This is a genomic window from Pannonibacter anstelovis (assembly GCF_036881715.1).
GTDB classification, from domain to species: Bacteria; Pseudomonadota; Alphaproteobacteria; order Rhizobiales; family Stappiaceae; genus Pannonibacter; species Pannonibacter anstelovis.
This window is the reverse complement of the sequence record NZ_JBAKBF010000003.1, coordinates 424,947-450,833: the sequence shown is the minus strand read 5'-3', so window position 1 is coordinate 450,833 and position 25,887 is coordinate 424,947. Positions and strand designations below refer to the sequence as shown.

Annotated in this window: 23 protein-coding genes; 11 read left to right on the top strand and 12 right to left on the bottom strand. The window is 63.9% G+C overall.

The genetic code is table 11. The features are described 5' to 3' along the window. Nucleotides 1–16 precede the first annotated feature (16 nt). From V6L75_RS07370 to V6L75_RS07355, 4 genes are all read right to left on the bottom strand, one after another. On the bottom strand, nt 17–670 hold the full coding sequence (locus V6L75_RS07370; protein WP_334250855.1) for an outer-membrane lipoprotein carrier protein LolA: 654 nt from the start codon (nt 668–670) through the stop codon (nt 17–19). Nucleotides 671–788: 118 nt separating this feature from the next. After that, nucleotides 789–3,671: a DNA translocase FtsK gene (locus V6L75_RS07365; RefSeq protein ID WP_334250854.1), complete on the bottom strand. Its 2,883-nt coding sequence runs from the start codon at nt 3,669–3,671 to the stop codon at nt 789–791. Next, complete coding sequence (locus V6L75_RS07360) at nt 3,668–4,891, bottom strand: aminotransferase class I/II-fold pyridoxal phosphate-dependent enzyme (protein WP_334250853.1); 1,224 nt, start codon at nt 4,889–4,891, stop codon at nt 3,668–3,670. Before V6L75_RS07360 ends, V6L75_RS07365 begins: the two co-directional genes overlap by 4 nt. A 122-nt stretch (nt 4,892–5,013) precedes the next feature. Continuing rightward, nucleotides 5,014–5,265 carry a DUF1674 domain-containing protein gene (locus tag V6L75_RS07355; RefSeq protein ID WP_334250920.1) on the bottom strand — a complete coding sequence of 84 codons (252 nt, stop codon included), beginning with the start codon at nt 5,263–5,265 and terminating at the stop codon, nt 5,014–5,016. A 228-nt stretch (nt 5,266–5,493) separates the two neighbouring features. On the opposite strand from V6L75_RS07355, the gene htpX reads away from it, so the two are divergent. The 5 genes from htpX to V6L75_RS07330 all read left to right on the top strand — a co-directional run bounded on the left by htpX (nt 5,494) and on the right by V6L75_RS07330 (nt 14,033). Then, nucleotides 5,494–6,522 carry a zinc metalloprotease HtpX gene (htpX, locus tag V6L75_RS07350; RefSeq protein WP_334250852.1) on the top strand — a complete coding sequence of 343 codons (1,029 nt, stop codon included), beginning with the start codon at nt 5,494–5,496 and terminating at the stop codon, nt 6,520–6,522. A 194-nt stretch (nt 6,523–6,716) separates the two neighbouring features. Next, the gene (gene rsmB / locus V6L75_RS07345; protein WP_334250851.1) at nt 6,717–8,162 is read left to right on the top strand and encodes a 16S rRNA (cytosine(967)-C(5))-methyltransferase RsmB; all 1,446 of its coding nucleotides are present in this window, start codon (nt 6,717–6,719) and stop codon (nt 8,160–8,162) included. A 127-nt stretch (nt 8,163–8,289) separates the two neighbouring features. Then, nucleotides 8,290–10,038: a heparinase II/III family protein gene (locus V6L75_RS07340; protein ID WP_334250850.1), complete on the top strand. Its 1,749-nt coding sequence runs from the start codon at nt 8,290–8,292 to the stop codon at nt 10,036–10,038. Nucleotides 10,039–10,146: 108 nt separating this feature from the next. Further along, nucleotides 10,147–11,763 carry a bifunctional phosphoribosylaminoimidazolecarboxamide formyltransferase/IMP cyclohydrolase gene (gene purH / locus V6L75_RS07335; protein WP_334250849.1) on the top strand — a complete coding sequence of 539 codons (1,617 nt, stop codon included), beginning with the start codon at nt 10,147–10,149 and terminating at the stop codon, nt 11,761–11,763. A gap of 173 nt (nt 11,764–11,936) precedes the next feature. Then, the gene (locus V6L75_RS07330; protein ID WP_334250848.1) at nt 11,937–14,033 is read left to right on the top strand and encodes a methyl-accepting chemotaxis protein; all 2,097 of its coding nucleotides are present in this window, start codon (nt 11,937–11,939) and stop codon (nt 14,031–14,033) included. Between the two features lie 59 nt (nt 14,034–14,092). Here the strand turns inward: V6L75_RS07330 and V6L75_RS07325 are convergent, their stop codons facing one another. The 6 genes from V6L75_RS07325 to V6L75_RS07300 form a co-directional block, all read right to left on the bottom strand. Further along, entirely contained in the window at nt 14,093–15,451 is a 1,359-nt protein-coding gene (locus V6L75_RS07325) for an MFS transporter (RefSeq protein WP_334250847.1), read from the bottom strand. Between the two features lie 8 nt (nt 15,452–15,459). Further along, nucleotides 15,460–15,663 (bottom strand): DUF1737 domain-containing protein, encoded by a 204-nt coding sequence (locus V6L75_RS07320; RefSeq protein WP_050474080.1) that lies wholly within the window; start codon nt 15,661–15,663, stop codon nt 15,460–15,462. A 36-nt stretch (nt 15,664–15,699) separates the two neighbouring features. Then, nucleotides 15,700–16,590, bottom strand: a complete 891-nt coding sequence (locus V6L75_RS07315; protein ID WP_334250845.1) for an HpcH/HpaI aldolase/citrate lyase family protein — start codon at nt 16,588–16,590, stop codon at nt 15,700–15,702. Nucleotides 16,591–16,813: 223 nt separating this feature from the next. Then, a complete protein-coding gene (locus V6L75_RS07310; protein ID WP_019964371.1) occupies nt 16,814–17,209 on the bottom strand; it encodes a response regulator in 396 nt (131 codons plus the stop codon). Between the two features lies 1 nt (nt 17,210). Continuing rightward, nucleotides 17,211–17,774, bottom strand: a complete 564-nt coding sequence (gene hpt, locus V6L75_RS07305; RefSeq protein ID WP_058898455.1) for a hypoxanthine phosphoribosyltransferase — start codon at nt 17,772–17,774, stop codon at nt 17,211–17,213. After that, nucleotides 17,771–18,775, bottom strand: a complete 1,005-nt coding sequence (locus V6L75_RS07300) for a zinc-ribbon domain-containing protein (RefSeq protein ID WP_334250844.1) — start codon at nt 18,773–18,775, stop codon at nt 17,771–17,773. The genes hpt and V6L75_RS07300 overlap by 4 nt, the downstream gene beginning before the upstream one ends. A gap of 197 nt (nt 18,776–18,972) precedes the next feature. Between V6L75_RS07300 and ftsE the strand changes: the two genes are divergently transcribed. From ftsE to V6L75_RS07280, 4 genes are all read left to right on the top strand, one after another. Beyond that, nucleotides 18,973–19,632: a cell division ATP-binding protein FtsE gene (gene ftsE / locus V6L75_RS07295; protein ID WP_072242530.1), complete on the top strand. Its 660-nt coding sequence runs from the start codon at nt 18,973–18,975 to the stop codon at nt 19,630–19,632. 22 nt (nt 19,633–19,654) lie between these two features. Beyond that, nucleotides 19,655–20,698, top strand: a complete 1,044-nt coding sequence (locus V6L75_RS07290) for a cell division protein FtsX (RefSeq protein WP_334250843.1) — start codon at nt 19,655–19,657, stop codon at nt 20,696–20,698. Nucleotides 20,699–20,748: 50 nt separating this feature from the next. Then, a complete protein-coding gene (locus V6L75_RS07285) occupies nt 20,749–21,570 on the top strand; it encodes a YdcF family protein (RefSeq protein ID WP_334250842.1) in 822 nt (273 codons plus the stop codon). Nucleotides 21,571–21,639: 69 nt separating this feature from the next. Next, a complete protein-coding gene (locus V6L75_RS07280) occupies nt 21,640–22,410 on the top strand; it encodes a lysophospholipid acyltransferase family protein (protein WP_425498707.1) in 771 nt (256 codons plus the stop codon). Nucleotides 22,411–22,431: 21 nt separating this feature from the next. Here V6L75_RS07280 and V6L75_RS07275 read toward each other — a convergent pair whose 3' ends face one another. After that, entirely contained in the window at nt 22,432–22,956 is a 525-nt protein-coding gene (locus V6L75_RS07275) for a gamma-glutamylcyclotransferase (RefSeq protein ID WP_334250840.1), read from the bottom strand. A 103-nt stretch (nt 22,957–23,059) separates the two neighbouring features. Between V6L75_RS07275 and V6L75_RS07270 the strand changes: the two genes are divergently transcribed. After that, nucleotides 23,060–24,085, top strand: coding sequence for a DUF2125 domain-containing protein (locus V6L75_RS07270; RefSeq protein WP_334250839.1), 1,026 nt, complete (start codon nt 23,060–23,062; stop codon nt 24,083–24,085). A 208-nt stretch (nt 24,086–24,293) separates the two neighbouring features. On the opposite strand, the gene V6L75_RS07265 is transcribed toward V6L75_RS07270, so the two are convergent. Further along, nucleotides 24,294–24,782 (bottom strand): GNAT family N-acetyltransferase, encoded by a 489-nt coding sequence (locus V6L75_RS07265; protein WP_334250838.1) that lies wholly within the window; start codon nt 24,780–24,782, stop codon nt 24,294–24,296. A 204-nt stretch (nt 24,783–24,986) separates the two neighbouring features. On the opposite strand from V6L75_RS07265, the gene yddG reads away from it, so the two are divergent. Beyond that, the gene (yddG, locus tag V6L75_RS07260; RefSeq protein WP_334250837.1) at nt 24,987–25,874 is read left to right on the top strand and encodes an aromatic amino acid exporter YddG; all 888 of its coding nucleotides are present in this window, start codon (nt 24,987–24,989) and stop codon (nt 25,872–25,874) included. Nucleotides 25,875–25,887: the final 13 nt, after the last annotated feature.

The window sequence follows — 25,887 nt, the reverse complement described above, 5'->3', positions numbered from 1 at the left end:
GCTGCAAGGGACCGGATCAGTTCCGGTTCTGGCGGGCGGCTGCCAGATAGTCGATGACGAAGAGCTTCGGATTCGAAGGCCCGTTCGCCGTCACATTATAGATTGCCACCGACGTGTCCATGCCTTGCGCATCCGTCACGGTCCACTGCTTCAGATCGAAAGTCTGGGCATCGAAAATGAGCGTCAGCTTGCCGGAATTGAAGGTGGTCTGGTCTTCCACAACCACGGTCACAAGGTCCGGCTCCACCACAACGCCCACCACATTGGTGTCCTTGGTCAGGTCAATCTGCTCGGCCAGCAGGAAGCGCAGCGGCGTTTCGCTCAGCGGCCAGATGTCCTGCGTCTGCACCTTGCGGTCGAGCACGGAAACAGACTTGCCATCGGCGATGATGTCGAGCTGTGCGGGCGGATTGTAGTAGAAGCGGATTTTGCCCGGGCGCTCCAGATAGAACTTGCCTTCCACCTGCCCGCCCTCGGGCCCGAACTGCACGAAGTCGCCATGCATGGTCTTCACCGAGTTGAAGTAGGTGTTGACCTCGTTCAGCGTCTCCTGCTCCTGCGGGCTCAGCGGTACGCGCTGCTGCGCGGCGGCAGGCGACAGGGCTGCCGCCAAGGTCAGCACGATGGCCGCAGACCAGGACAGGATGCGATGCGAACGGATGAACGTCATGATAGTGCTCAGGGCTCCTTCAGGGCGGCGCGGGAGGAAGGCAATCTGACTGCTTTCCTCAATGCCTGATAGCCGTTCTAGTTCCCGCTTGTGGCAAGGTTGCGGCGGACAGGGCGGATCAGTAGTCCTCGTCCACCCCGTTTTTCACAAGGATCTCGCGCTTTCCGGCGTGGTTGGCAGCGCTGATCACGCCTTCTTGTTCCATCCGTTCGATCAGCGAGGCGGCACGGTTGTAGCCGATGCCAAGACGGCGCTGCACGTAGGACGTCGAGACCTTCTTGTCGCGCAGCACAACGGCCACCGCACGGTCGTAGAGGTCATTGCCCTCATCGGAGCCGGAGACCGCATCATAGGGGTTCTCCTGCAGCTCTTCTTCCTCGGTGACCGCTTCCAGATACTGGGGCGAGCCCTGAAGCTTGAGATGCGCGACGATCTGCTCCACCTCGTCATCGGCGACAAACGGGCCATGGACGCGCTGGATGCGGCCGCCGCCAGCCATGTAGAGCATGTCACCCATGCCCAGCAGCTGTTCGGCACCCTGCTCGCCCAGAATGGTGCGGCTGTCGATCTTGGACGTCACCTGGAAGGAGATACGCGTCGGGAAGTTGGCCTTGATCGTGCCGGTGATCACGTCCACCGACGGACGCTGGGTGGCCATGATGATGTGGATGCCGGCGGCACGGGCCATCTGCGCAAGGCGCTGGATCGCGCCTTCGATGTCCTTGCCAGCCACCATCATCAGATCGGCCATTTCGTCGACGATGACCACGATGAAGGGCATCGGCTCCAGCGGCAGATCCTCTTCCTCGTAGATCGGCTGGCCGGTCTCGCGGTCAAAGCCCGTCTGCACGGTGCGGGAGAAGCTCTCGCCCTTTTCCAGCGCCTGCTTCACGCGCATGTTGTAGCCGTCGATGTTGCGCACGCCCATCTTCGACATCTTCTTGTAGCGCTCTTCCATCTCGCGGACGGTCCACTTGAGCGCCACGACCGCCTTCTTCGGGTCGGTCACCACCGGGGTCAGAAGATGCGGGATGCCATCGTAGATCGACAGTTCCAGCATTTTCGGGTCGATCATGATCATCTTGCACTGGTCCGGCGTCATCCGGTACAGCAGCGACAGGATCATGGTGTTGATCGACACCGACTTGCCCGAACCGGTGGTACCGGCCACAAGCAGATGCGGCATGCGGGCAAGGTCCGCGATCACGCTTTCGCCGTTGATCGTCTTGCCCAGCGCCATGGCGAGCTTTGCCTTCGACTTCTCGAAATCCTCAGCCGCCAGCAGCTCGCGCAGGAACACTGTCTCGCGCTTCTGGTTCGGCAGTTCGATGCCGATGGCATTCTTGCCGGGGATCACGGCAACGCGGGCGGAAATCGCGCTCATCGAGCGGGCGATATCATCGGCAAGGCCGATGACGCGCGAGGACTTGATGCCGGGGGCGGGCTCCAGCTCATAGAGGGTCACCACCGGACCGGGGCGCACCTCGATGATCTCGCCGCGCACACCGAAGTCTTCCAGCACGCCTTCCAGAATGCGGGCGTTCTGCTCCAGCGCATCGGCGGAAAGGCCCGGCGTCTTGCCGGCCGGCTTGGGCTCGGCCAGAAGCCGCAGCGGCGGCAGTTCATAGACATCGGGCGCGTCCAGCAGCGAGGGCTGTGCCTCGGCCTGAACCCGGCGGCCGGGCTGCGGGCGCGGAGCCTGCGGCACGACACGGGCGCCGCCCTGTGCCGGAGCAGCCTGCCTTGTCCGGCCCTGATCGGGGCTGGCGATGCCAACGGGACGGCCCAGCGGCGGGCGGTCCAGCGGGGCCTCATCACGCGCTCTGCCACGGCCACGCGGTGCGACCGGCCCAGCCTCTTCCACATCGTAGCCGTCATCGTCCATGTCGAACGGCGGCTCGTCATAGGCCGAGGCGTCCTCCTCGTCCTCGTAATAGTCCTCGTCCTCTTCCACTTGCGGCGCCCGGCCCATGACCGGACCACGTGACGTCACGCGGCGTGGCGCCTCGCGGGTGCCGCGGGCATCGGGATAGAGATCGTCAAGGCCATCGTCCTCCTCGCCGGGAACGAAACGGTCCTTCAGCGCACGGCGCAGGGACCCGAAACGGCTTGTGGGCGGAGCAGCATATTCGTCATCCGCATCCTCCTCGACATACTCGTCTTCCTCATCCTCCCGCACGCGGCGGCGGGACAGGCCAAGACCCGTCATACGCTGGACGGCGGACTGAGCCTGCAGGCGCCAGTGCGCGGCAGCCCCCATGAGAGCGGCAAACCGCGGTTCGCGCTCGTCCTCTTCGTCATCATCAAAATCAAGCTGTTCCTGCGCCTTGCGGCCACGCATCTGCTGGCGGGCGGTGCGGGACGGCAGGGACGGGACATCGTCCTCCTCATCCTGATAGCGCTCGCGCATGTCGCCGAACCAGGCACCGGCAGCCACCAGCAGGAAAACGGCCGGAAGCCCCAGCCCCAGCACACCCGTGATCGTGGCAGCGCCCGGCGTCAGGTTCTGCGTCAGCAGGGAGGGGACATAGTGCATGGCATCGCCCGCAAAGCCACCGAGGCCTGTCGGCAACGGCCAGCTTTCCGGCACGGGCAGCGCAGCCACGGCACCAGCGCCCAGAAGGGTGCCGACGAACCAGAACATGATCCGGCGGCTGCCGATACGCATGGTCTTGCCGGAGAGAAGCCGCCATCCCCACAGCACCACAGGCACCAGGAAGACGGCCGTCGCAAGCCCGATGGACTGCATCAGGATATCGGAAATGATCGCCCCTGGCGTGCCCAGCGCATTGCGCACCGGCTCGCCCGTCGCATGGTTGAAGCTCGGATCGTTCACCGACCATGTGGCAAGGCTCGCGGCAAGCGCTGCCGCAAGGGCAACGACCGCCAGTCCTGCCGCGCCCACCAGATTGCGGCGGACGAAGCGCTTCAACGGGCTTTCGGTGTCGAGAATATGTGCAGCGCCCCGCCCGGACCCGCGCATGGCTGTTGCCCGTCTCATGCCGCACCTCCCAGCCAGCGTGCCACGCGCTCCAGCGCCTCGCCGGTCAGGGCGGACGGGGCACACAGGCCAACGCGGATATACGGGTCGCCCGGATTGCGGCCATCGGCCTGGGTGGAGGCCAGATAGGAGCCCGGCAGCACCTTGACGCCAACCTCGGTCCACAGCCGCCCGGTCACGCTGACTGCACCGCCCCAGCGGCTGACATCCAGCCACAGGAAGAAACCGCCCTCCGGCGTGACCGGTCCGAGGATCGGCGACAGCAGGCTTTCGGCGATTTCGTATTTCTCATTGTAAAGGCGGCGGTTCTCGATCACATGCGCCTCGTCGCCATAGGCGCGCACGGCCAGCGCCTGCGCGGGCAGCGGCACCTGCGGGGCGGCGAGTCCACGGAATTTCACCCAGCGCGAGAGGAAATCCGGGTCACCGGCGGCAAAGCCGCAGCGCAGGCCCGCAAGGTTCGACCGCTTCGACAGGGAGTTGAGCGCCACCACCATGGAATAGCCCTCACCCAGCGCATGGGCCGCTTCCAGAACGCCCGGAGGCGGCGTGCTGCGGTAGATCTCCGAGTAGCATTCGTCCGCGAAAACGTAGAACCGGTGGCGGCGGGCAAGGCCTATCAGCTTCTGCCAGTAGGCAAGGCTCGCCACTGCCCCTTGCGGATTGGCGGGCGATGCCACGTAAAAGGCGATGGTGCGGTCCAGCAGCTCCGGCTCCAGCGCATCCAGATCCGGGAGGAACCCGGTGTCCGCGCCGGTGTCCAGCATAACCGCCTCGGCTCCGGCAATGTGGGCGGCGGCTGCATAGGTCTGGTAGAACGGATTGGGCAGGATCACCGCCGGGCGCGCCACATCCTTGGCCAGCTGATCACGGGCGGAAATCGCGCCGAAGGACAGGCCCTCGCGCGAGCCGTTGAGCGGCAGAACGCCCTTGTCCTTGTCGATGGTGCCGCCAAGATTGTAGCGCCGGTCCAGCCAGGCTGCGATGGCCGCACGGAAGGCAGGCGAGCCTTCAATGGGCGGATACCGGCGGAAATCGGCCAGATTTTCCATCAGCACCTCGCCCGTGAAGGGCGGCAGCGCATGCTGCGGCTCGCCAATGGTCAGCACAATCGGATCCGCACCGGGGCGCGTATCGCCCAGGAGCGCGGCAAGGCGCTGGAACGGATTGGCGTCGGGCAGGGCCGCGCGCGGGGTTGAGGCAGGCATCGTGGACGTCATCTGACCTTCCGGACACTCGAACACACTATTGGTCCGGACGGTAACGCGCCTCTGGTAAATCCCTCATTAACCAAGCAGCGGCAGCAGCCATTTCCCGCTGCCGCGCAGGCAGTTGTCCACTGTCAGAAATCGACGGTAATCCCCTTGATTTCCCAATCCTCATAACGGGTTGGCTCCAGTCCGCCGCGCCCGTCCACTTCTTTTGCCATAGCCTGCTGGCGGGCGTCGATTTCTGCGCGGCGCGCTTCGGCTTCCTTCAGTGCCCGCTGCGCTGCGGGAGGAAGATCCTCGAATCGCCGCTGCGGTGCGGGGGCATGTTCTACAACGGCCTCCGGCTCCGCAGGCGCGGCACGCTGGGGAAAGGGAACGACCACGCCACGGCTCTCCGCAACACCAGCTTCAGGGCCGTTCGCTTCGTTGTTCTCGTCGTCGTGCATGGATATCTCCATCTGCTGCCCCGCCAGGCGCCGCTTCAAGACAGGTTGAAGACCGGCAGGCTTGCGGGAAATCGGGCTCGCCCCCATCATATAGAGGAGATGCGGGAGCGGAAAACTCCCGTCCGGCATACCGCCCGCACTTAAGCGCGACGAGGACCGAAGGCAATGAACTATTTCCGCACTGCCATGCTGCTGGCCGCCATGACCGCCCTGTTCATGGGCATTGGCTTCCTGATCGGTGGACAGAGCGGCATGATGATCGCACTGGTGATTGCCGGTGCGATGAATCTGTTCAGCTACTGGAATTCCGACAAGATGGTGCTGTCCATGCACCATGCGCAGGAGGTGGACGAGCGCAGCGCCCCCGAGCTGTTCCGCATGGTGCGCCAGCTGGCGCAGAATGCGCAGCTGCCGATGCCGAAGGTTTATATCATCAACAATCCGCAGCCGAATGCCTTTGCCACGGGCCGCAACCCGCAGAATGCCGCCGTGGCCGCAACCACAGGCCTGCTGGAGCGCCTGACCATGGAAGAAGTGGCTGGCGTGATGGCGCATGAGCTTGCGCACATCAAGAACCACGACACGCTGATCATGACGATCACCGCGACGATTGCCGGAGCCATCTCCATGCTCGGCAACTTTGCCTTCTTCTTCGGCGGCAACCGGGAGAACAACAATCCGCTCGGCTTCATCGGCGTGCTGGTGGCGATGATCGTTGCCCCTCTTGCCGCCATGCTGGTGCAGATGGCGATTTCCCGCACGCGTGAATATGCCGCCGACCGCATGGGCGCCGAAATCTGCGGCCACCCGATGTGGCTGGCTTCTGCACTGGCCAAGATCGCCGGCGGTGTGGAGCAGATCCACAATCCGGATGCAGAACGCAGCCCGGCGACGGCACACATGTTCATCATCAACCCGCTGTCGGGCGAGCGGATGGACAATCTGTTTTCCACCCATCCGAACACTGCCAACCGCATCGCCGCCCTGCGTGATCTGGAAGGGCAGATGGGCGGACGCGGTAACAGCTCTGGCGGTTCTGGCGGCTTTGGCGGCGGATGGGGCCCGTCTCCCGCGCAGACGCGCAGCCAGCCTTGGGGCGGCGCTGGAAACAGTTCCGCTCCCTCAGGCCCGTGGGGAGGAAGCGGCATTGGAAGCACACGCCCCTCTGACAAACCAAAGGGCCCATGGGGTTGAAACGGCTTGGGCTTGAGCCTAGCGGCTGATCTGCGGTAAAAGCTCCGGATCGCAGCCTCGCGCAGCGGACGGCACCGCAGCCAATTCCGCGCTGCAGGACCACCAGACATGTTTTGCATCAAGCGCCGCGAGCACCGGTTCGCGGCGCTTTGACTCAAAGCCGCATCTTGTCCAACCCAACAAAGGCAACCGCTTTGAACGAACCCACTGGCTCCCGCCCGAAGTCCCCCTCCCGCCCCACGGGCGGCAAGGGTGCACCCGCCCGCAAGCAGGGACCGGGCGCCAAGGCAGGCGGTCCGGGAACCGGCGGCGGTTCGCCCGGCCGGCCAGCCCCCGGCTTTGCCGCCCGCAAGGTAGCCGCCGACATTCTGGGCAATGTGGTGCACAAGCACCGCACGCTGGATGCCGAATATGACGTGACCTCGGGCCACTCCGGTTTCCGCGCGCTGGAGCCAAAGGACCGGTCGCTGGTGAAGGCCATCGTGGCCGCTGCCCTGCGCCGGCGGGGTCAGCTCGATGCCATTCTGGCGGAGCTGCTCGACCGGCCCATTCCGGAGCGCACGGGCCGCGTCACCGATATTCTCCACGTCGCTGCCGTGCAGATCCTCTTCCTGGACGTTGCCGACCACGCCGCTGTGTCGCTCGCGGTGGATCTGGCCGGTTCCGACAAGCGGGCAAGGCCTTACAAGGGCCTCGTCAACGGCGTGCTGCGCCGTCTGGCGCGGGAGAAGGACACGCTGTCCACCATCACCGGTTCGGGTCCGGCAGGCCTGCCGCTCTGGCTCGCAACCCGCTGGCGCGAAACCTATGGCGCGGAGACCTTCGAGGCGATCCTGCGGGCGCATCTGGAAGAGCCCGCACTGGATCTGACCGTCAAGAGCGATGCGGAAGGCTGGGCGGAGCGCCTTGGCGGCCGTGTGGTGGCAGCCGGATCGGTCCGCCTGTCGCGCAAGGGCGCCGTGGACGGGTTCGAGGGCTTCAACGAAGGCGGCTGGTGGGTGCAGGATGCCGCAGCCTCCCTGCCCGCCCGCTTGCTGGGCGACCTGACCGGCAAGCGCGCCGCCGACCTTTGCGCTGCCCCCGGCGGCAAGACAGCACAGCTTGCCACGCAAGGCGCCGATGTGACGGCGGTGGACATTTCCGAAAAGCGGCTGAAGCGCGTCCATTCCAATCTCGAGCGGCTAGGCCTTTCGGCCCGCGTCGTTGCGGCTGATCTGCGCAGCTACGAGCCGGACGAGCCTTTCGACGCCATCCTCCTCGATGCGCCCTGCAGCGCCACAGGCACCATGCGCCGCCACCCGGATGTTGCCTGGACCAAGCGTCCCGCCGATGTGACGACACTGGCCGCCATTCAGGCAGAGCTGTTGCGCAAGACCGTGACCTGGCTGAAGCCGGGCGGCGTCCTTGTCTATTGCACCTGCTCGATGGAGCGTGAGGAAGGCGAAGACCAGATCGCCGCGCTGCTGGCAGAGATGCCGGGAATCGCGCTGGAGCCGGTGCTCCCTGCGGAAATCGGCGGCCTTGCCGAGTGCATCACACCGGAAGGCTATCTGCGCACCCTGCCCTGTCATCTGGGCGGCGGCACGGAGCCGGAAGGCGGCCTTGACGGTTTTTTTGCCGCCCGGCTGCGGCGGCTTTAACTGCCCCGTAACCACTCTGACCCGCAATGGACAACTGAGAGCTAACCCTAACAGTTCGTTACCTCTTATGGTGAAAGGGCAAGTCAATTTCATTCCGGCGCCAGCACAAGGGCAGTGAGACACTGCCATGACGATCCGGGCGATGGGTGAGCAGGGGCGCATAGGGCGCCTGCTGCTCCATCATCTCTGGCAAAATGGCCTGCGCTGGCTGCATGGCGGACCCCTGTTCCGCTGGCAGCCATTTGCGGGAACGCCCTCCCGTTTGCTCATCGCCCCCCAGGACCTGCGCACCGCCGACCAGACCAATGCCCTCGATATATACGGCGGCCGCTTCCTCTTCTCCGGTAAGGTGGTCGAGGCCAGAGGCCGTTCCCCCTTCGAACTGAAGGGGGAAGATCCGGCCTGGCAGCGCGAGCTGCACAGTTTCGGCTGGTTGCGCGACCTGCGCGCCGCCGAGAGCCTTGTCGCCCGCCAGAACGCCCGCGCTCTAGTCGACGACTGGATCCGCCTGTGCGGCCGCTGGGACCCCATCGCCTGGGAACAGCCGGTCGTGGCGCGGCGCGTGCTGTCCTGGCTTGCCCAGTCGCCGCTGGTGCTGGAGGACGGCGATGCCGAATTCTACCGCCGTTTCCTGCGCTCGCTTGGCCGTCAGGTCCGTTATCTGCGCCGTACCATCAACGAGACCCCTGATGGCGTGCCGCGTCTTCAGGCGGCGCTTGCCGTTGCAGCTGCCAGCATTTCCATGGCCGGTCAGGGCCGCTATGTGCGCCAGAGCCTCAGGAGGCTGGAGCACGAGCTGCAGCGCCAGATCATGCCGGATGGTGGTCACGTGTCGCGCAATCCGGGCGCGATCCTCGACATTCTCACCGATCTTCTGCCCATCCGGCAGGCCTTCGTCACGCAAGGGCTGGAGACGCCCGCCGGCATGATGCAGGCCATCGACCGGATGATGCCCATGGTGCGCTTCTTCCGCCACGTGGACGGTGCCTTCGCCCACTTTAATGGCATGGGCTCCACTCCGACAGATCTGGTGGCAACGATCCTTGCCTATGATGATGCACGCGGCGCGCCTCCCGGCAACGCGCCATTCTCCGGTTATCAGCGGCTGATGGGCGGGGACACGGTGGTGCTGATGGACACCGGCACACCGCCGCCGCCACTGCTGAGCGAATCCGCCCACGCCGGCTGCCTGTCCCTTGAAATGTCCTCCGGGCGTCACCGGCTGGTGGTCAATTGCGGCGTATCCGGCTGGGCCAGCGACGGCTGGCGCCAGGTCGCCCGCTCCACGGCCGCCCATTCGACAGCCGGCATGGAAGACAGCTCCTCCTGCCGTTTTCTGACGGAAAAGCCCTTCACCGGCTGGCTCGGTTCACCGATCCTGACCGGCCCGACCAGCGTGCCTGTCAACCGCGAGGAAGACGCCATGGGCACCCGCGTCACCGCCTCCCATGATGGCTATGCCCACCGCTACAATGTACTGCACGAGCGCGACATCCGCCTGTCGAGTGATGGCTCCGTACTGGACGGCATCGATTTGTTCTCGACGCTGGGTGCCCTGACGCATCACGACCATTTCACCATCCGCTTCCATCTGCATCCGCTGATCAAGCCAAGCCTTCTGCGCGCGGGCACCGCAGCGCTGCTGATGGCGCCCGATGGCGAAGCCTGGGAATTCAACGCCTCCGGCGCGGAACTGGTGCTGGAGGAATCCGTCTATCTCTCGGATGTCTATGGCCACCGCCGCACTCAGCAGCTGGTGCTCTATGGCCGCATCAGCCAGTCCAGCCAGGCAGCCTGGCAGTTCCGCCGCACAGCCGGTGCCCGCAATGTGCGGCGCGAACGCAGCACAGCTGAAGAGCCGGAACTGCCGCTGTAGGCAAACCGAAAGCTGATTCGCTCCCTGTGGCTTCTTGCGCTTCCGTTTCAGCCCTGATCGTGCTAGGGCCACGGCCACTTTCCATCCTCAGATCTGCGAGGCAAGGCCATGGCCGTGGTGTCCAAGGGAGTTCCCGTTCCCCCGCTCGTTTCCGTCAAGCGCGCCCTTCTTTCCGTTTCCGACAAGACCGGGCTGCTCGACTTCGCCCGCGGGCTGTCCGAGCGCGGCGTGGAGCTTATTTCCACCGGCGGCACCCGCAAGACGCTGGCGGACGCCGGACTGCCGGTGAAGGACATTTCCGAAGTCACCGGCTTCCCGGAAATCATGGACGGCCGGGTCAAGACCCTGCATCCGATGGTGCACGGCGGCCTGCTCGCGATCCGTGACGACGCGGAGCACAAGGCAGCCATGGAGGCCCATGGCATCGGCGGCATCGACCTGCTTTGCGTCAACCTCTATCCCTTCGAAGACACGGTTGCTTCCGGCGCGGACTATGCGACGGGCGTCGAGAACATCGACATCGGCGGCCCGGCCATGACCCGTGCAGCGGCCAAGAACCACGCCTATGTAACCGTCGTCGTGGACCCGGCAGACTATGCTGCCGTTCTGTCCGCGCTGGACGAGAACAACGGCCAGTCACCGCTGGAACTGCGCAAGAAGCTCGCCCAGAAGGCCTTTGCCCGCACCGCAGCCTATGATGCCGCCGTGTCCAACTGGCTGGCCGGTGAAACCGCTGTCGAGGCCCCCGATTACCGCGCCATGGGCGGCAAGCTGGCCGAGGTCATGCGCTACGGCGAGAACCCGCATCAGTCGGCCGGCTTCTACACCACCGGCGAGCGCCGCTCCGGCGTGGCCACCGCCCGCCAGCTGCAGGGCAAGACCCTGTCCTACAACAACATCAATGACACGGACGCCGCCTTCGAGCTGGTCAGCGAGTTTGACCCCAAGCGTACCAAGGCCGTTGCCATCATCAAGCACGCCAACCCATGCGGCGTTGCGGAAGGCTCCAGCCTGAAAGCAGCCTATGAACTGGCGCTTCGCTGTGATCCGGTCTCGGCCTTCGGCGGCATCGTCGCCCTCAACGACACGCTGGATGCGGAAGCGGCCGAAGAGATCGTCAAGATCTTCACCGAGGTGATCATCGCCCCGGCAGCCACGGACGAAGCCATCGAAATCGTCGCGAAGAAGAAGAACCTGCGCCTGCTGGTCACCGGTGGTCTCGCCGATCCGCGCGCCGCAGGTCTGGCCATCAAGTCCGTCGCAGGCGGCCTGCTGGTCCAGTCGCGCGACAATGGCGTCATTGACGATCTCAACCTCAAAGTCGTGACGAAGCGCGCCCCGACGGCGCAGGAACTTGCCGACCTCAAGTTCGCCTTCCGCGTTGCCAAGCACGTGAAGTCCAACGCCATCGTCTATGCCAAGGATGGCGCAACGGTTGGCGTGGGTGCAGGCCAGATGAGCCGCGTCGACAGCGCCCGCATCGCAGCCCGCAAGGCGCTGGATGCGACCGAAGCGGCCGGCCTTTCCACCCCCCTGACCAAGGGCTGCGTGGTCGCCTCCGATGCCTTCTTCCCCTTCGCTGATGGCCTGCTCTCCGCCGCCGAAGCGGGAGCAACCGCCGTCATCCAGCCGGGCGGTTCCATGCGCGATGATGAAGTCATCGCGGCTGCAGATGAGGCAGGTCTTGCGATGGTTCTGACAGGTATGCGTCACTTCCGTCACTGACAGTAGGTGCATTGAGAATTATTACAATGCCTAATAGTTGAAAAAAATTTTTAGCTTCCAGAGGCGAAAAAACTGCTTCTGGAAGCTTTTCCTTAACGGGATTCAGCGTTTCCTGACCCTAGGAGAGTCCTGCCGGGACAAGAGAATTCCCGGAGGCCAGAAGGGGTGCCCGTATGTTGAAGCAGGCAAAGATCGCAACCAAGCTTGCGGCCGTCAGCGTGACTGCGCTGGCCGGAGTTCTTGCTGTTGGAATTGGTGTCATTGGATATCAGGCAACCTCAGCAACGCAGCAGCTTGCCATTCAGCAAGTGGAAGCCATTGCGCAGGAACAGGCCGAGTATGTTGCACGGGTGATCGAGCAAGGCCTTCTGCCCGCGCAAGGTCTCGGCAGTGCGCTGAACGCACTGAAGCGCAGCGGTCCGGTCGACAGGCAGGCCTGGACCAACATCTTGCAGGATGCAATGCAGACCTATCCCCAGATGGCCGGAACCTGGGGTATGGTTCTTGAGAATGCATTGGACGGCCGCGATGCAGAGTTTACGGGCCAGCCGGGCCACGATGAGGCCGGTGTCTGGCGCCCCTACTTCTACAGGAACAAAGGCAAGGTCGACTTCAGCCCCATCCCGCCGCTCAAGCCATCTCCTGAGGGCGACTGGTTCCATGTCTCCTACAAGACCGGCAAGGACTTCGCCACGGAGCCCTACACCTGGGAAACTGATGGCGTTGTCATGACCGGCATTTCCTTCAGCTCCCCGATCCGGGATGGTGGCAAGGTCATCGGCGTGACCGGTGGCGATCTTCTGCTCACCGATCTGACGACAACCCTGTCTTCCCAGAAGCCCATGGGCACCGGTCAGGTGAATCTCCTGTCTCAGGCGGGTGTCTGGATCGCCAACACAGACCCGGCGCTCCTGGGCAAAACATGGGCCGAAGCCAAGGGCTCTGAAGAAGCGGCCTTTGGTTCTCAGGTTCTCAATGCGGTCAAGTCAGCCCAGCCCTTCTCCTACACTGCATACGCAGACGCGGCGGGCGGAGATATGATCAACATCGTCCGCCCCGTCGCCATCGGCAACACGGACGCCACCATGGCCGTGGTGGTCAGCGTGCCCATGGCAACGGTGAATGCCGCTTCGACACAGATCATCTATACAATCCTCGGCATTGGCGCGGTTCTGCTCGCTGTCGTCGCCTTTGCGGTCATGTTCTTCAGCAACCGCATCGTCCGCCGTCCGCTGGAACGGGCTGTCACCACCATCAATGCCCTGATCGACCAGCGCTACGACATCACCATTCCGGACAAGGATCGCGGTGATGAGATCGGCCACATCAATCAGGCACTCGAAATCTTCCGTGAAAAGGCGAAGCAGGCTGAAGAGCTGGTGGCCGAGCAGGAAGAACAGCAGCGCCAGCGCATCCTGCGCGCCGAAGCTGTGCGGGATCTGTCCCAGTCGTTCGATGCCCGGATCTCGAAACTTACGGAAACGGTTTCGAGCCTCGTCGGTGACCTTAACAATGCATCCAACGTGCTGACGGTCGGCGCCGACGACACCAGCGCCAAGAGCACAGCCGTTGCGGCCGCCTCTGAAGAAGCAGCAGCCAACGTGGAAGCCGTTGCTTCCGCCGCCGAAGAGCTGCTGGCCTCCGTGTCGGAGATCCGCCGTCAGATGGAACAGTCTGCCGGGATTGCCGGGCAGGCTGTGCATCAGGCGCAGGCCACCAATGGCAAGATCGAGGCTCTGGCAGATGCCGCCAGCCGCATCAACGAGGTGGTGGCACTAATCCAGGCCATTGCCGAGCAGACCAACCTTCTCGCCCTCAATGCCACCATCGAGGCCGCCCGTGCCGGCGAGGCAGGCCGCGGATTTGCGGTCGTGGCGGCGGAAGTGAAGGAGCTCGCCAACCAGACGGCCAAGGCGACAGAGGAAATCTCCAGCCAGATCCAGTCGGTCCAGTCGGAAACGGCCAATGCGGTGAAAGCCATTCAGGAGATCTCCTCGACCATCGAGCAGATCAACGAAATCTCCGGCAGCATCCAAGTCTCCGTGGACCAGCAGGGCCTGGCAACCACCGAAATCGCCCGCAACATCCAGGAAGCCTCGAACGGCACGCAGGAAGTGACGCGCAATATCGTTGCCGTGTCCGCGTCGGCCAATGAGACCGGCGAAACGGCCCGCAAGGTCAGCTCCTCGGCCGCGATCCTCCAGCAGGAAGCGAGCGAACTGCGGCAGGAGGTGGAGCAGTTCCTTCGGGACATCCGCCAGAGCGCCTGAACACCAGGACAGACAGAACGAACTCAACAGCCCCGGCATCCGCCGGGGCTGTTGCCGTTTCAGCGCGGCTTCAGGCCTGCAAGAACAAAAGCCCCGCCGGCAAAGAACACGAGGATCACCGCCATGCCTGCCGCCTGACTGGCGGTGGCGGTGGTGACGAGGGCAACGGCCAGCGGGGCCAGGAAACTCGTCACCTTGCCGGAGAGAGCGAGGAGACCGAAGAACTGGCCCTGACGGCCAGCAGGCGCCAGATGCACCAGAAGGCTGCGTGCAGCGGACTGCAACGGGCCAGCGAGCGCACCGATACAGCCGCCAAGCACAAGGAACATCAGATCCGGCAGAGACCCGAACAGAACACCGGGGGCGGCAGGCGTTACATCAATGACGAAGAACACCGTGTCCCGGTCCACCGAAACAAGGCCAAGGCCGCACAGGATGAGACCGCCAAGCGCTCCCAGAATCACCGGGCGCGAGCCGATCCGGTCATCCAGCCAGCCGCCGGTCAGCGCGCCTATGGTGCCGGTGATGGTGAGCAGGATGCCGAAGGTGCCGATCTGGATCGTGCCCCAGCCGAGCACACCGGCTGCATAAATGCCGCCAAAGGCAAACAGCGCCACCAGTCCGTCGTTGTAGAGCATGTTGGCAATGAGGAACCGCGCCATGCCGGGCACCTGCCGCAGCTCTGCAAGGCTGCGGCGCAGGGAGGCAAGGCCCTGCCGGACAGCGGCCCCCACCTCCATGCGGCGCGGCTCATCGGGCGTGAAGAGGAACATCGGCAGCACGAAGACGAGGAACCACAGCGCCGAGAATGGCCCCGACGCTCTGTCCCCCTCGCGCGAGGCCGGATCAAGCCCGAAAAGCGGGTCTGCGCCCAGCAGGGTCTTGCCCGTTTCCGGATTGGCCGCCATGAAGCCAAGCACCATGACGAGGCTGACGAGCCCGCCCAGATAGCCGGCTGCCCAGCCCGCGCCCGACAGTCGGCCAAGCCTGTCCCGCGCCACCAGCGAGCCCATCATGGAATTGTTGAAGACCGTGGCAAATTCGATGGCAAGCGTGCCCAGCGCGTAGCCCGCCAGCGCCACGGCAATCCCGTAGCCGGTGCCGGGAATGGCCCACCATAGGGCAACGCAGGACAGGACATAGGGCACGGCCAGAGCCGCAATCCACGGCTTTCGCGCGCCCCCTGCATCGGCAACGCAGCCGAGGAACGGGGCGAGCAGTGCAATGGCAAGACCCGCCGCCGAGGTGGCATAGCCCCAGAGGGCCTGCCCTTCCGCCGGGGTGGCGGCAAGGGCGGAGGCAAAATAGGGCGCGAAGACGAAGGTCGTCACCAGTGTGAAGAAGGGCTGGGCTGCCCAGTCGAACAGAACCCAGCCAGCGACGCCGGCAGCCCCTGCCTTCCGCCCTGCGGTGCTCATCAAGCGGCTCAGTAGTCGCCGAGCTTGATATCCGGGGTGTAATCGCCCGGCACTTCCTTGGTCACCGCCTGACCGCAGACAACGATGCCGCGGGTGGCATCAAAGGTCAGCTGCGGCGCACCGGCCAGTTCCCAGCCCTTGTTGAGGGCTTGCGTGACGCGGTGGCAGAACTGGCTGTCATCGGGACCGGTGATAAAGCGGTAGAGTTTCATGGCAATCTTTCCAGGAACAAAGATGACTCCGGCATATCATTCCTGCGCAGCTGCCGCCATGGCCTTGGCGATGGCCAGCACCCTGAGCCCCATGTCCGCGTGAAGCCGCTCCACCATCTTGCCGTCGATCTGGATCGCCCCCTTGCTGGCATTTTCCGGCAGGGCGAAGGCATCGTTGATCTTCTGCGCCCAGGCGATTTCAGCCTCCGAGGGCGAGAAGGCAGCGTGACAAGCCTCAATCTGCTTGGGATGGATCAGCGTCTTGCCGTCCATGCCCATCTCCGCCCCTTGCGCGCATTCGGCGGCAAAACCGTCCAGATCGTTGAAATCATTGTAGACACCGTCAAGGATATCGAGCCCGCCCGCCCTTGCGGCGGCCACGCAGGTCATCAGCCAGGGCATCATGACAGTCCGGCCCGGCAGCAGGCGGGCGCGGGTTTCCTTGGCAAGGTCATTAGTGCCCATGACGAGGCAGGCAAGCCGGGTTTCGGGGTCCCGTCCCGCCGAGGCAATGCTGGCTGCATGCAGCATGGCCTGCGGCGTTTCCATCATCGCCCAGAGCTTTACCGAGGCGGGAGCACCTGCCAGCTTCAGCCGGTGCGCCACGCGCTCCACATCGGCGAGGGACGAAACCTTAGGCAGGAGGATTGCGCCGGGCGCAGCCGCGATTGCCGCCTCCAGATCCGCCTCACCCCACTGGGTATCAAGACCATTGATGCGGATCACCGCCTCACGGCCTGCAAAGGCACCAGCCATCACGGCCTCGCACACCTGGCGGCGGGCATCTTCCTTGGCATCGGGAGCCACGGCATCTTCCAGATCCAGCAACAGGCAGTCCACGGCGAGGCTGCGGGCCTTTTCCAGTGCCCTGGCATTGGAGCCAGGCATGTAGAGCGCCGAGCGGCGGGGCTTGAAGCTTGCGGTCACGGGCCGTCCTCCTGCAGATCTTGGCGGCACTGCGTTTGTGCAGTGCAAAAGCTGGAACGCAAAAGCTAGACGGTGGCGGCCGCTTTTTCCACTCGCCTTTCGGCGGGTATCTCTTGAAGCTCTCAGGCGCGGCAGCGCTGAGCCGCCCAAAATAAAACCCGGCGAAAACGCCGGGTTCACATGTGCCGGACCTGTTGCGTCCGGTAAGACAGGAGACAGCTGCTCAGGCCGACAGGCGGCGCTGCTCGCGAACGACCCCGTGGATGGCATCACGCACAGCCTGGCGGATATCGGCCAGCGAGAAGGGCTTGGTGATGACATCATGCACCAGCTCGTCGAGGCCGTTGGCCCGTTCACGCTGATCGGCAAAACCGGTCATCAGCAGGATCGGCAGGCTCGGCCAGTCGCGGGCGGTGGCCAGCGCGAGGGCGATACCATCCATCACCGGCATCTTGATGTCGGACAGCAGCAGATCGAAGCTGCCTCTCTCGCGGACGAGTGTTTCCAGCGCCGCTCCGCCATCTTCCGAGGCGCAGACGGTGTGGCCATCCAGTTCAAGGGCGCGTTTCACAAAGCTGCGAACCGCCTCGTCATCTTCCGTCAGAAGAATCCGGGCCATATCACACTCCCGTTGTTTCGCGAGGGGGTGTAGCCTCTTCCCCGGCTACATACCCGATGAAGGGCAACTGCCGCCAGGCGTGCCCCATGTCCATCCCGTAACCCACGACAAACTTGTCCGGACAATTAAAGCCCACATAGTCAGCCTGAATATCGGCCTTTCTGTGATGCGGTTTGTCCAGAAGTGCGGCGACCTTGACCGAACGCGCGCCCCTTTCAAGAAGCCTGTCCTTGGCGAACTTCAGGGTACGTCCGGATTCCAGAATATCATCCGCCAGTATGATATCGCGATCCTTAACAAGACTTTCAACGTCACGCAGAACCTGAACATTTCCAGAGCTTACGGTCCCTGCCCCGTAGCTGGACAAATGCATGAACTCCATTTCGAGTTCCAGACCGGCACGGTGCATGGCGCGCACCAGATCTGCTGCGAAAATGAAGCTGCCCTTGAGCACAGCCACGACCAGCAGCTGATGCGGACGGGAAGAAGCCACTTCGCTGGCAAGGCTTTCGACCCGTGCGGCGATCTCGGCTTCATCGTAAAGGGTATGGATCACCGGCTTCATTTTGTCGCTTCTGCTGCTTGTCCTGAGCGGCGGTCCACAAAGCGGACCTGAATGTCTGCGGCGTCTGCGGGGGGATCTGTCAGCCTGGTCCTGAAGCGCGTATCTGCGCCCGGCTCCAATGCCACCGCACGCGGTTCGAGGGTCCAGGCGTAAATCTCCTGCTGATCCTCGCTTCGCAGCGACAGGCGCACCGCAGGTACTGCGGCAGGCTGTTCCGATACGCTCTGGATTGTCCCCTCGACAACCAGAACGATGGTCCCCTCGTCGACTTCCCTGAATGTTCTCAAATCACGGAACTCAAGTCCGCGCAAGTTCACCGGAAGTCCCATCATGTCGAACAGACTGGCAAGGTCCGGCACATGTTTGACCACAAACTGGCGGTTCGTGAAGATGAGCGCGCTGAGTCCCACCGCAACAAGAAAGATCAAAAGGCCACCTGCGCGGCGCAGGTTGTTCACAGTCACGTGACGGGTCAGGAATGACCAGTCGCGCTCCCGCCGGGGTTTTTTCGTGTTAACCTTGATCTTCTTGCGCTTGGCAAGGGACTCGATGTCAATCGTACGGCGAGCATTTTCCTCTTCGTCCGTTTCATCATTTTCATCGGCATCCACTACATCTGGGTATTCCGGCGGAGCGTCTCTACCAGTCTTTGATTTACCCTGAGTATCCACAGATCCTTTGGCAGGTTCGGGCTCATCGTCTTCAAGCGCGCGTGCCTGGACAAGGGCTTCTTCCTCCGTAGCGTCCTCCGCCCATGCCGCTTCATCCTCGTCCTCGTCTGTCTCCGGCTCGTCCTCGATCGCCATGGCAGGCTTTGCAGCCGCCTTTGCGGCGCCTCCGGAAGAGGCGGCCGGGGAAGCAGCGACGGGGATATCTTCCTTGCGCGGGCTGATGAACCAGCGGTTTCCGCAGCGCGCGCATTTCACGCTGCGCCCTTCCGGTCCGACCATTTCCGGCTTGATATCGTAGGAAGTATCGCAGTCCGGACAGGTGATCTTCATGTTCGGGAGACCCTCGCTCCACGGCCTCGCGGGGCCTTGATGATGCCATCCATGATGCGGATGATAGCAGTCCGGTGCTGAATTGGGGGGAAGACCTGCGTTAGAGCTCCCCCAATTCTGGTTCAGAGGACATTCATATGTTTAATGAAGCGTTAAAGGGATGGCTCTAGGGTGAGCGCCGTCCACGGAGGTTTTGCGTGATCCGTTTCGAGAACGTCGGGCTGAGATACGGCATGGGGCCGGAGATCTTGCGCGACCTGACATTCAGCATCGAACCACAGTCGTTTCAGTTCCTGACCGGGCCCTCCGGTGCGGGCAAGACAACGCTGATCCGGCTGCTGTTTCTGTCGCTGCGGCCCACGCGCGGCCTCATTCGCGTGTTCAACCGGGACATGGCGACGATTGCCAAGAAGGAACTGCCAGAGCTGCGCCGCCGTATCGGTGTGGTGTTTCAGGATTTCCGGCTACTGGACCATCTGACGACTTACGAAAATGTCGCCCTGCCGCTGCGCGTCCTGGGCAAGGAAGAAGCGAGCTACCGCTCGGACGTGGTGGAACTGCTGAAATGGGTGGGCCTGGGCGAGCGCATGCATGTGCTGCCGCCGGTTCTCTCGGGCGGCGAAAAGCAGCGCGCGGCCATTGCCCGGGCGCTGATCACACGGCCGGACATGCTGCTGGCGGATGAGCCGACGGGAAACGTCGACCCGCCGCTTGCCCGCAGGCTGTTGCGGCTGTTCATTGAACTCAACAGGCTTGGCACATCCGTTGTGATTGCCACCCACGACATCACCCTGCTTGAACAGGTCGAGGCGCGCCGCATGGTTCTGGCGGACGGGCGCCTGTCCATTTTTGACTGAGGGCATGGGGAAGGCACCACGCATGGCATCCAAGGCCCCGCCACCAAAGAAGACCGGCGCAAAGGCGCCGCAGCAGCAGAAGAGCAAGCCCAAGCTGCCGCGCCCTTCGCTGAAGCTGCCCCTGCGCAGCAAGGCGAAAGCTGCTGCAGCCGGGCAGGACGCGCGCCTGCGGCCGTCTGCGGCCATCGTTCCGTCCCAGTCGGTGGCTGGGCGCGCCCTGACGCTCGTCGTCGCCATCATGAGCTTTCTGGCCTGCCTCACCGTCGGCTCCGTGTCTGTCGTCTGGGAAGCGGCCCATGACTGGAGCAATGACCTCGTGCGGGAAGTGACTGTGCAGATCCGCCCCGCTGACGGGGTGGACATGCTGCGCGAGATCGACAAGGCCGTGGCGCTGACACAGGAGTTTCCCGGCATCGGCACGGTGCGCGCCCTGTCGGATGAAGAAACCCGTCAGCTGCTGCAGCCCTGGCTCGGCGCCGGCCTTGACCTCGAAACCCTGCCCGTGCCGCGCCTGATCCAGGTGACGGTCAGCAATCCGCAGGAGCTGGATCTTCCGGCGCTGAAGCAGTCGATCGAACAGAACGTGCGCGGCGCGAGCCTTGATGATCACAGCATCTGGACCTCCCGCCTTGCCGCCATGGCCGGGGCTGTGGTGGCCGGGGGCTTCGGCATTCTGGCTCTGGTGCTGTTTTCCATGGTGCTCAGCGTCATCTTTGCTACCCGTGCGGCCATGGCCGGAAACCGCGACGTTGTGTCCGTGCTGCATTTCGTCGGCGCAAGTGACGGCTTCATCGCCCGCGAGTTCCAGCGCCACTTCCTCGTGCTGGGTCTCAAGGGCGGGATTGCCGGCGGGCTTGCTGCGTCCTTCTGCTTCATTCTGCTGGAAGTCTTCACCCGGCAAACGTCCGGCATGGCAGGTGCTGACCAGATGTCTGCGCTGTTTGGCTCCGTGGCAGTCGGCACACCGGGTTACTTCGGAGTGGTCGGCATTGTGTTCATCGTCGCCGTTCTGACGGCAGTTACCTCCGGCCTTGCTGTCAAATCCCACCTTGCCAAAATCGACTGACTGCAACATCCATCCAAGAAACAGCAGAATTGGTCTATAATCTTCGCACGATGAAACCTGCGCCTTCGGAAAAACAGCCTGATGCTGCCGCCCCTGCACCGGTCCCGGAGGACCGGCTGCGGGCCGAGCCGTCTTTGGCTGCCGCGCAGGACGGGGCAAGGGACGAGGCAAATCAGACCCTTGCGCGCGAAGCTGGACAGCCGGCCGGAGAACAGCCAGGGCAGCAACTAGGGCCTGCCCGGCAGGCTCCGCCGCGCCGCCGGGGCTACAAGCGCTGGCTGGCTCTGAAGGCGCTGGGGGTAGCTACAGTGCTTGTCTGCCTGTGGCTGCTCATTTCCTTCATCCGCTTCACCATCGATGTCGTTACCATCGATCAGCCGGAAGACCCGCGCGCCGATGCGATCGTAGTGCTGACCGGCGGCCAGGAGCGGATCGAGACGGCGGTGCAGCTGTTGCAGCAGGGCCGCGCCCAGCGCCTGCTCATTTCCGGGGTCTATCCGGCAACAACTGCACGGCAGCTGCGGCTGCGCACGGAGGCTGAGCGCGACCTGTTCAGCTGCTGCATCGACCTCGACAAAAAGGCCCTCAACACCATCGGCAATGCCAGCGAAGCTGCCATCTGGGCCAAGACGAACGGTTATGCCTCACTCGTGCTCGTCACCAGCGCCTACCACATGCCGCGCGCCGAGATGGAGCTGAATGCGGTCATGCCGGATCTGGTGGTCATTCCCTATCCGGTCTTTGCGGGCGACTTCAATGTGAAGCAATGGTACGCGGAGCCGAGGACCTTACGGCTTCTCCTGAGGGAGTTTGTGAAGTATACCCTCGCGCGGTTGCGGGTGAGCACGCTTGGTGTCTCTGCTGCTGGCTGAGGGCCTGAACCCGGCCGCGCCGCTCGGTCTGCCCGGCTTCCAGCCCGTTTCTGTCTCCAGTCAGGTTCCCTGATGATCTATCTGCGTTCGCTTTTTTTTCAGATTGCCTTCTATCTGCTGACACTGGTCCAGATGGTGGTCTACAGCCCCTTCGTCTTTCTGGCTCCGCGCCGGATGGCCTGGGTGGTGGTGCCAATATGGGCAAAGGTCAATCTGGCGCTGCTGCGCTGGATCGCCGGGCTCAAGGTGGAGTACCGGGGCATTGAGAATATCCCGCAGGGCGGCTTTCTGGTGGCATCCAAGCATCAGTCCGCGTGGGAAACCTTCGCTCTCATCCCGTTCTTTCCGGACCCGACCTACATTCTGAAGCGGGAACTGCGCTGGATCCCGATCTTCGGCTGGTACACGGCCAAGATGAAGCAGATCCCCATCAACCGGGGCAAACGCTCAGCGGCACTGGCTGCGATGATGGCCGCAGCACGCGAGGCAATTGCCGAAGGCCGCCAGATCCTCATCTTCCCGGAAGGCACGCGCCGGCCGGCCGGTGCCGAACCGGCCTACAAATACGGCATTTCCCATCTCTACCGGGATCTTGCCTGCCCGGTGCTGCCGGTGGCGCTCAATGCGGGGCTTTATTGGCCGCGCAAGGGTTTCCTCATTCATCCGGGCACGGTGGTGGTGGAGTTCCTGCCTGTGATCAAGCCGGGCCTTGAGCCAGCAGTTTTCTTCGAAACGCTGACAGGGCAGATCGAAGCCGCGTCAAACCGCCTCATCGAGGAAGCCCGGCAGGCAGAGCGGCCCTCGCCGGTTCTCGCCGGCATTGCGCCCCGCAGCGTCTGATCCGGCTGCAGGCGGTAAAGCTCAGGCCATTTGCTTCAGCCGCTGGGCGAGCCAGGAGACGCGGGCATCGTGAATGCCCAGCTCTTCCAGATGGCTGGCCGTGTTCAGCACATATTCCGGATTGGCGCCGGACTGGCCCACAGCCCCTTCCACCAGCTCCAGCTGACGCTCCAGAGGCAGCACGCCGGCATATTGCGGGTGCTGCCGGTCAACCAGATAGGTGAGTGCTGTGGCATTGGTGCCATCGGCAAAGCGCACCGGGCGCAGGGCTTCCAGATAGACCATGGTCGCCTGTTCGCGGGCGCGCAGGTATTCGATCGTGCCATCCCGGTCCTGTTCCCGGACGCGGAAGGCCATCCCCCGGCAGGCGCCGCCGCGATCAAGGCCAAAGACAAGGCCGGGCCGCTCCGGCGTGCCCCGGTGCACCCAGGAATAGACGCAGAGCGAACGGTGGGCGCCGTGCAGCAGCGCAGGACGTTTCTCCTCAAACGGGAAACCGGGCTTCCAGATGAGAGAGCCGTAGCCAAAAACCCACAAATCGCCCATATCGGTCACGATACCTTGTTTTGCCTGAGCCGCGCACTTAGCAATGCGCCGGGCAAGTTTCAATGGCAGTGCTGCAAGTGGACTGCGGCACCAGAGGACAGACATGACCGAAATCCCTTCCGCGCCGCGAAAATCCTCCAGCCGCAAGTTCATCTATCTCGCCGGAGCCGTGGTGCTTGTGGTGGGGGGATGGAGTGCGGCCTGGGTCGCGGCCCGCAGCTTCGTCAACAGCCAGATTGACGCCGCCCTGCAGAATGCAGCGGCCATGGGCTTCGAGATCGCCTGCAGCGAGCGCAGCCTTGGCGGCTATCCGTTCCGCTTCGAGCTGACCTGCAAGGACTTCGCCCTGCGCACGCCGGTGGGCCACTTCGTCAGTGTCGCCGAGCTGCGTGCCGTCGCGCTCGCCTATAATCCGCAGCACATCATCATCGAGGCAGACAGCCCGATGGCCGCCTTTGCGCCCGGCGACGGCCCGATCCAGGAAGGGGCATGGGAGAGCCTGCGCGCCAGCCTGCGCTTCAACGGCACAAGCCTGCGCCAGCTGGATGCAGTGATCGCGGCACCCCGTTTCTTTGCGTCCGAGAACCCCGATGCAGGTGAAGTATCTCTGGCGGGCGGAGAATTGCACCTGCGGCCCAACCCGGCACAGCCGGACGATCTGGATCTGGCCGTCAGCTTCAAGGGCCTGAAGGTTGCGGCGGAAGACCAGCCCGGTGACGGCAGCTTCATCGGCCAGATTTCCGGCGGGGCGCCGCTGCTGTCAGGCACCGTGCCCCAGACCCTTTTTGCCAGCACGGACGGGCACCCGGCGCTGACGGTGACCTCGCTGGAGCTCACGTCCGGAGGCACCCGCCTCAGCACCACCGGTCAGATCCGGCTGGAAACCAACGGCACCCTGTCCGGGGAGCTGCCGCTGACAGCGGTGGAACCCGATGGCATCAAGGCCGTTCTTGCGCCCTTTTTCCCGTCCGATTCTGGCTTCCCCGAAGCGCTGCAGGGTGCCGTCATCAGCTTCGGCAAGGCAACGCAAGTGGATGGAAAGGCGGCGGTGGAAGCAAAGGTGCAGCTCACCAACGGCTCCGCCCGCATCGGCATCCTGCCGTTTGCGCAGATTGATCCGGTGTATTGAGGGAAGATTCAAGTCCCTTTGACCGCGTGAGACCCCAGCGCATTCGTCATGCCATGGCTCCGCCCATGGCATCCATGCCGATGCCTGTCATCTGGCTTCTGCGCTGATGTGCGGAAAGGAGGGCGGAGCAAGCGCGTCTGCGGCCAAACTTCGGCGAGGCTGCCCCGGATCTGGCACGCAGCATCCGGGGCGCTTCACCACAGGCTTCTCAGGCCGATGCCAGCCGGTCGATGGCAATGATGTAGCTCTTGTGGTGATCGGGCTCGGCGATCTGGTCATAGAGCGCAAGTGCCGGAGCGTTCTTGCTCGGCACGATCCAGCGCAGCTGCAGCCAGCCGCGGCTCTGGCCCTCGGTGACGAGAGTCTGGATCATCTTGCGGGCAATGCCCTTCTGGCGGAATTCCGGGCGCACGTAGATGTGGTCCATCTGGCCGGCGCGCAGGCCCGTGATCAGCTCGGGCAGATCGAAGAAGACCGCAAAACCGACAAGCTGCCCGTCCACGAAGGCGCCGATCACTTCGGCGGAGCGGTCACCCAGAATGCGCTCGGCATAGAACTGGTCCGGACGGCGCGGGGCGCCGCGCTTGAGGGCCTGGGCATTTTCAGCAATCAGGGGCGCAAGGTGCAGGGCATCGTCGGGGCCAAGAGCCTTGATGTCGAGCTTGGTCAATTCGGTCTCCGCTATGGATCGGATCATCGTTACATGCGCAACATGTCCCGAACCGGCGGGACGATCAAGCACCTGATGCGGCGGCATAACCACCCCATGGGCGCTTGAGCCTTGCTAAAGCTGTTACAGCTGCACAATGCACGCAGATGAGGCACGCCTGTCCTTGCGCCACCTCAAGGACTATGCATTTCTGTCATGGCCAGACCCGCCGCACAATGTCCTCAGGATGCCATGACCGACCAAGCCGCCCGCTTCCGCGCCACACTCATTGGCCTCACGGCCGTGCTCATGTGGGCCACTCTTGGCGTCTTCGGTGCCGGGTCCGGGGCGGTGCCGCCGTTCCTGCTCAATGCGCTCTGCTTCGGTCTGTCGGGTCTTCTCGCCTGCCTGTGGCTCGGCTTTCGCGGAAAGCTCTCCGCCCTGCGCCAGCCATTGAAGGTCTGGGCCTTCGGCACGGTGGGGCTGTTCGGCTTTCACTTCTTCTATTTCACTGCGATCCGCAACGCGCCGCCGGTCGATGCCAATCTGATCAACTACACCTGGCCGCTGCTGATCGTGGTGTTCTCCGCCCTGCTGCCGGGTGAAAGACTGAAACTGCATCACGTGCTGGGCACCGTGCTGGGCCTTGGCGGTGCGGCGCTGCTGGTCAGCAAGGGAGAGGGCCTCAGCCTTGATCCCGCCTATGCCCTTGGCTATGGCGCGGCGGTCGCCTCTTCCCTGTTCTGGTCCACCTATTCGGTACTCTCCCGCCGCATGGGCGAAGTGCCGACGGAAGCTGTGGCCGGCTTCTGCCTGATGACGGCGCTGCTTTCGGCCATCTGCCATCTGGTGCTGGAAGACACCATCTGGCCGTCCGGGACGGTGGAATGGGCCAGTGTCGTGGCGCTTGGCCTGCTGCCGGTCGGCCTTGCCTTCTTCACCTGGGACATTGGCGTCAAGCGCGGCGACATTCAGGTTCTGGGCGCGGCCGCCTATTCGGCCCCGCTCCTCTCCACGCTGCTGCTGATCGCCTTCGGCTTCGGTACTTTCACCTGGATCGTCGGCGCAGCCTGCATTCTGATCACCATCGGCGCCGTCATCGCGGCGAAGGACATGATCTTCAAACGCGCCGCCACGTGATTTGCGGGCGCGC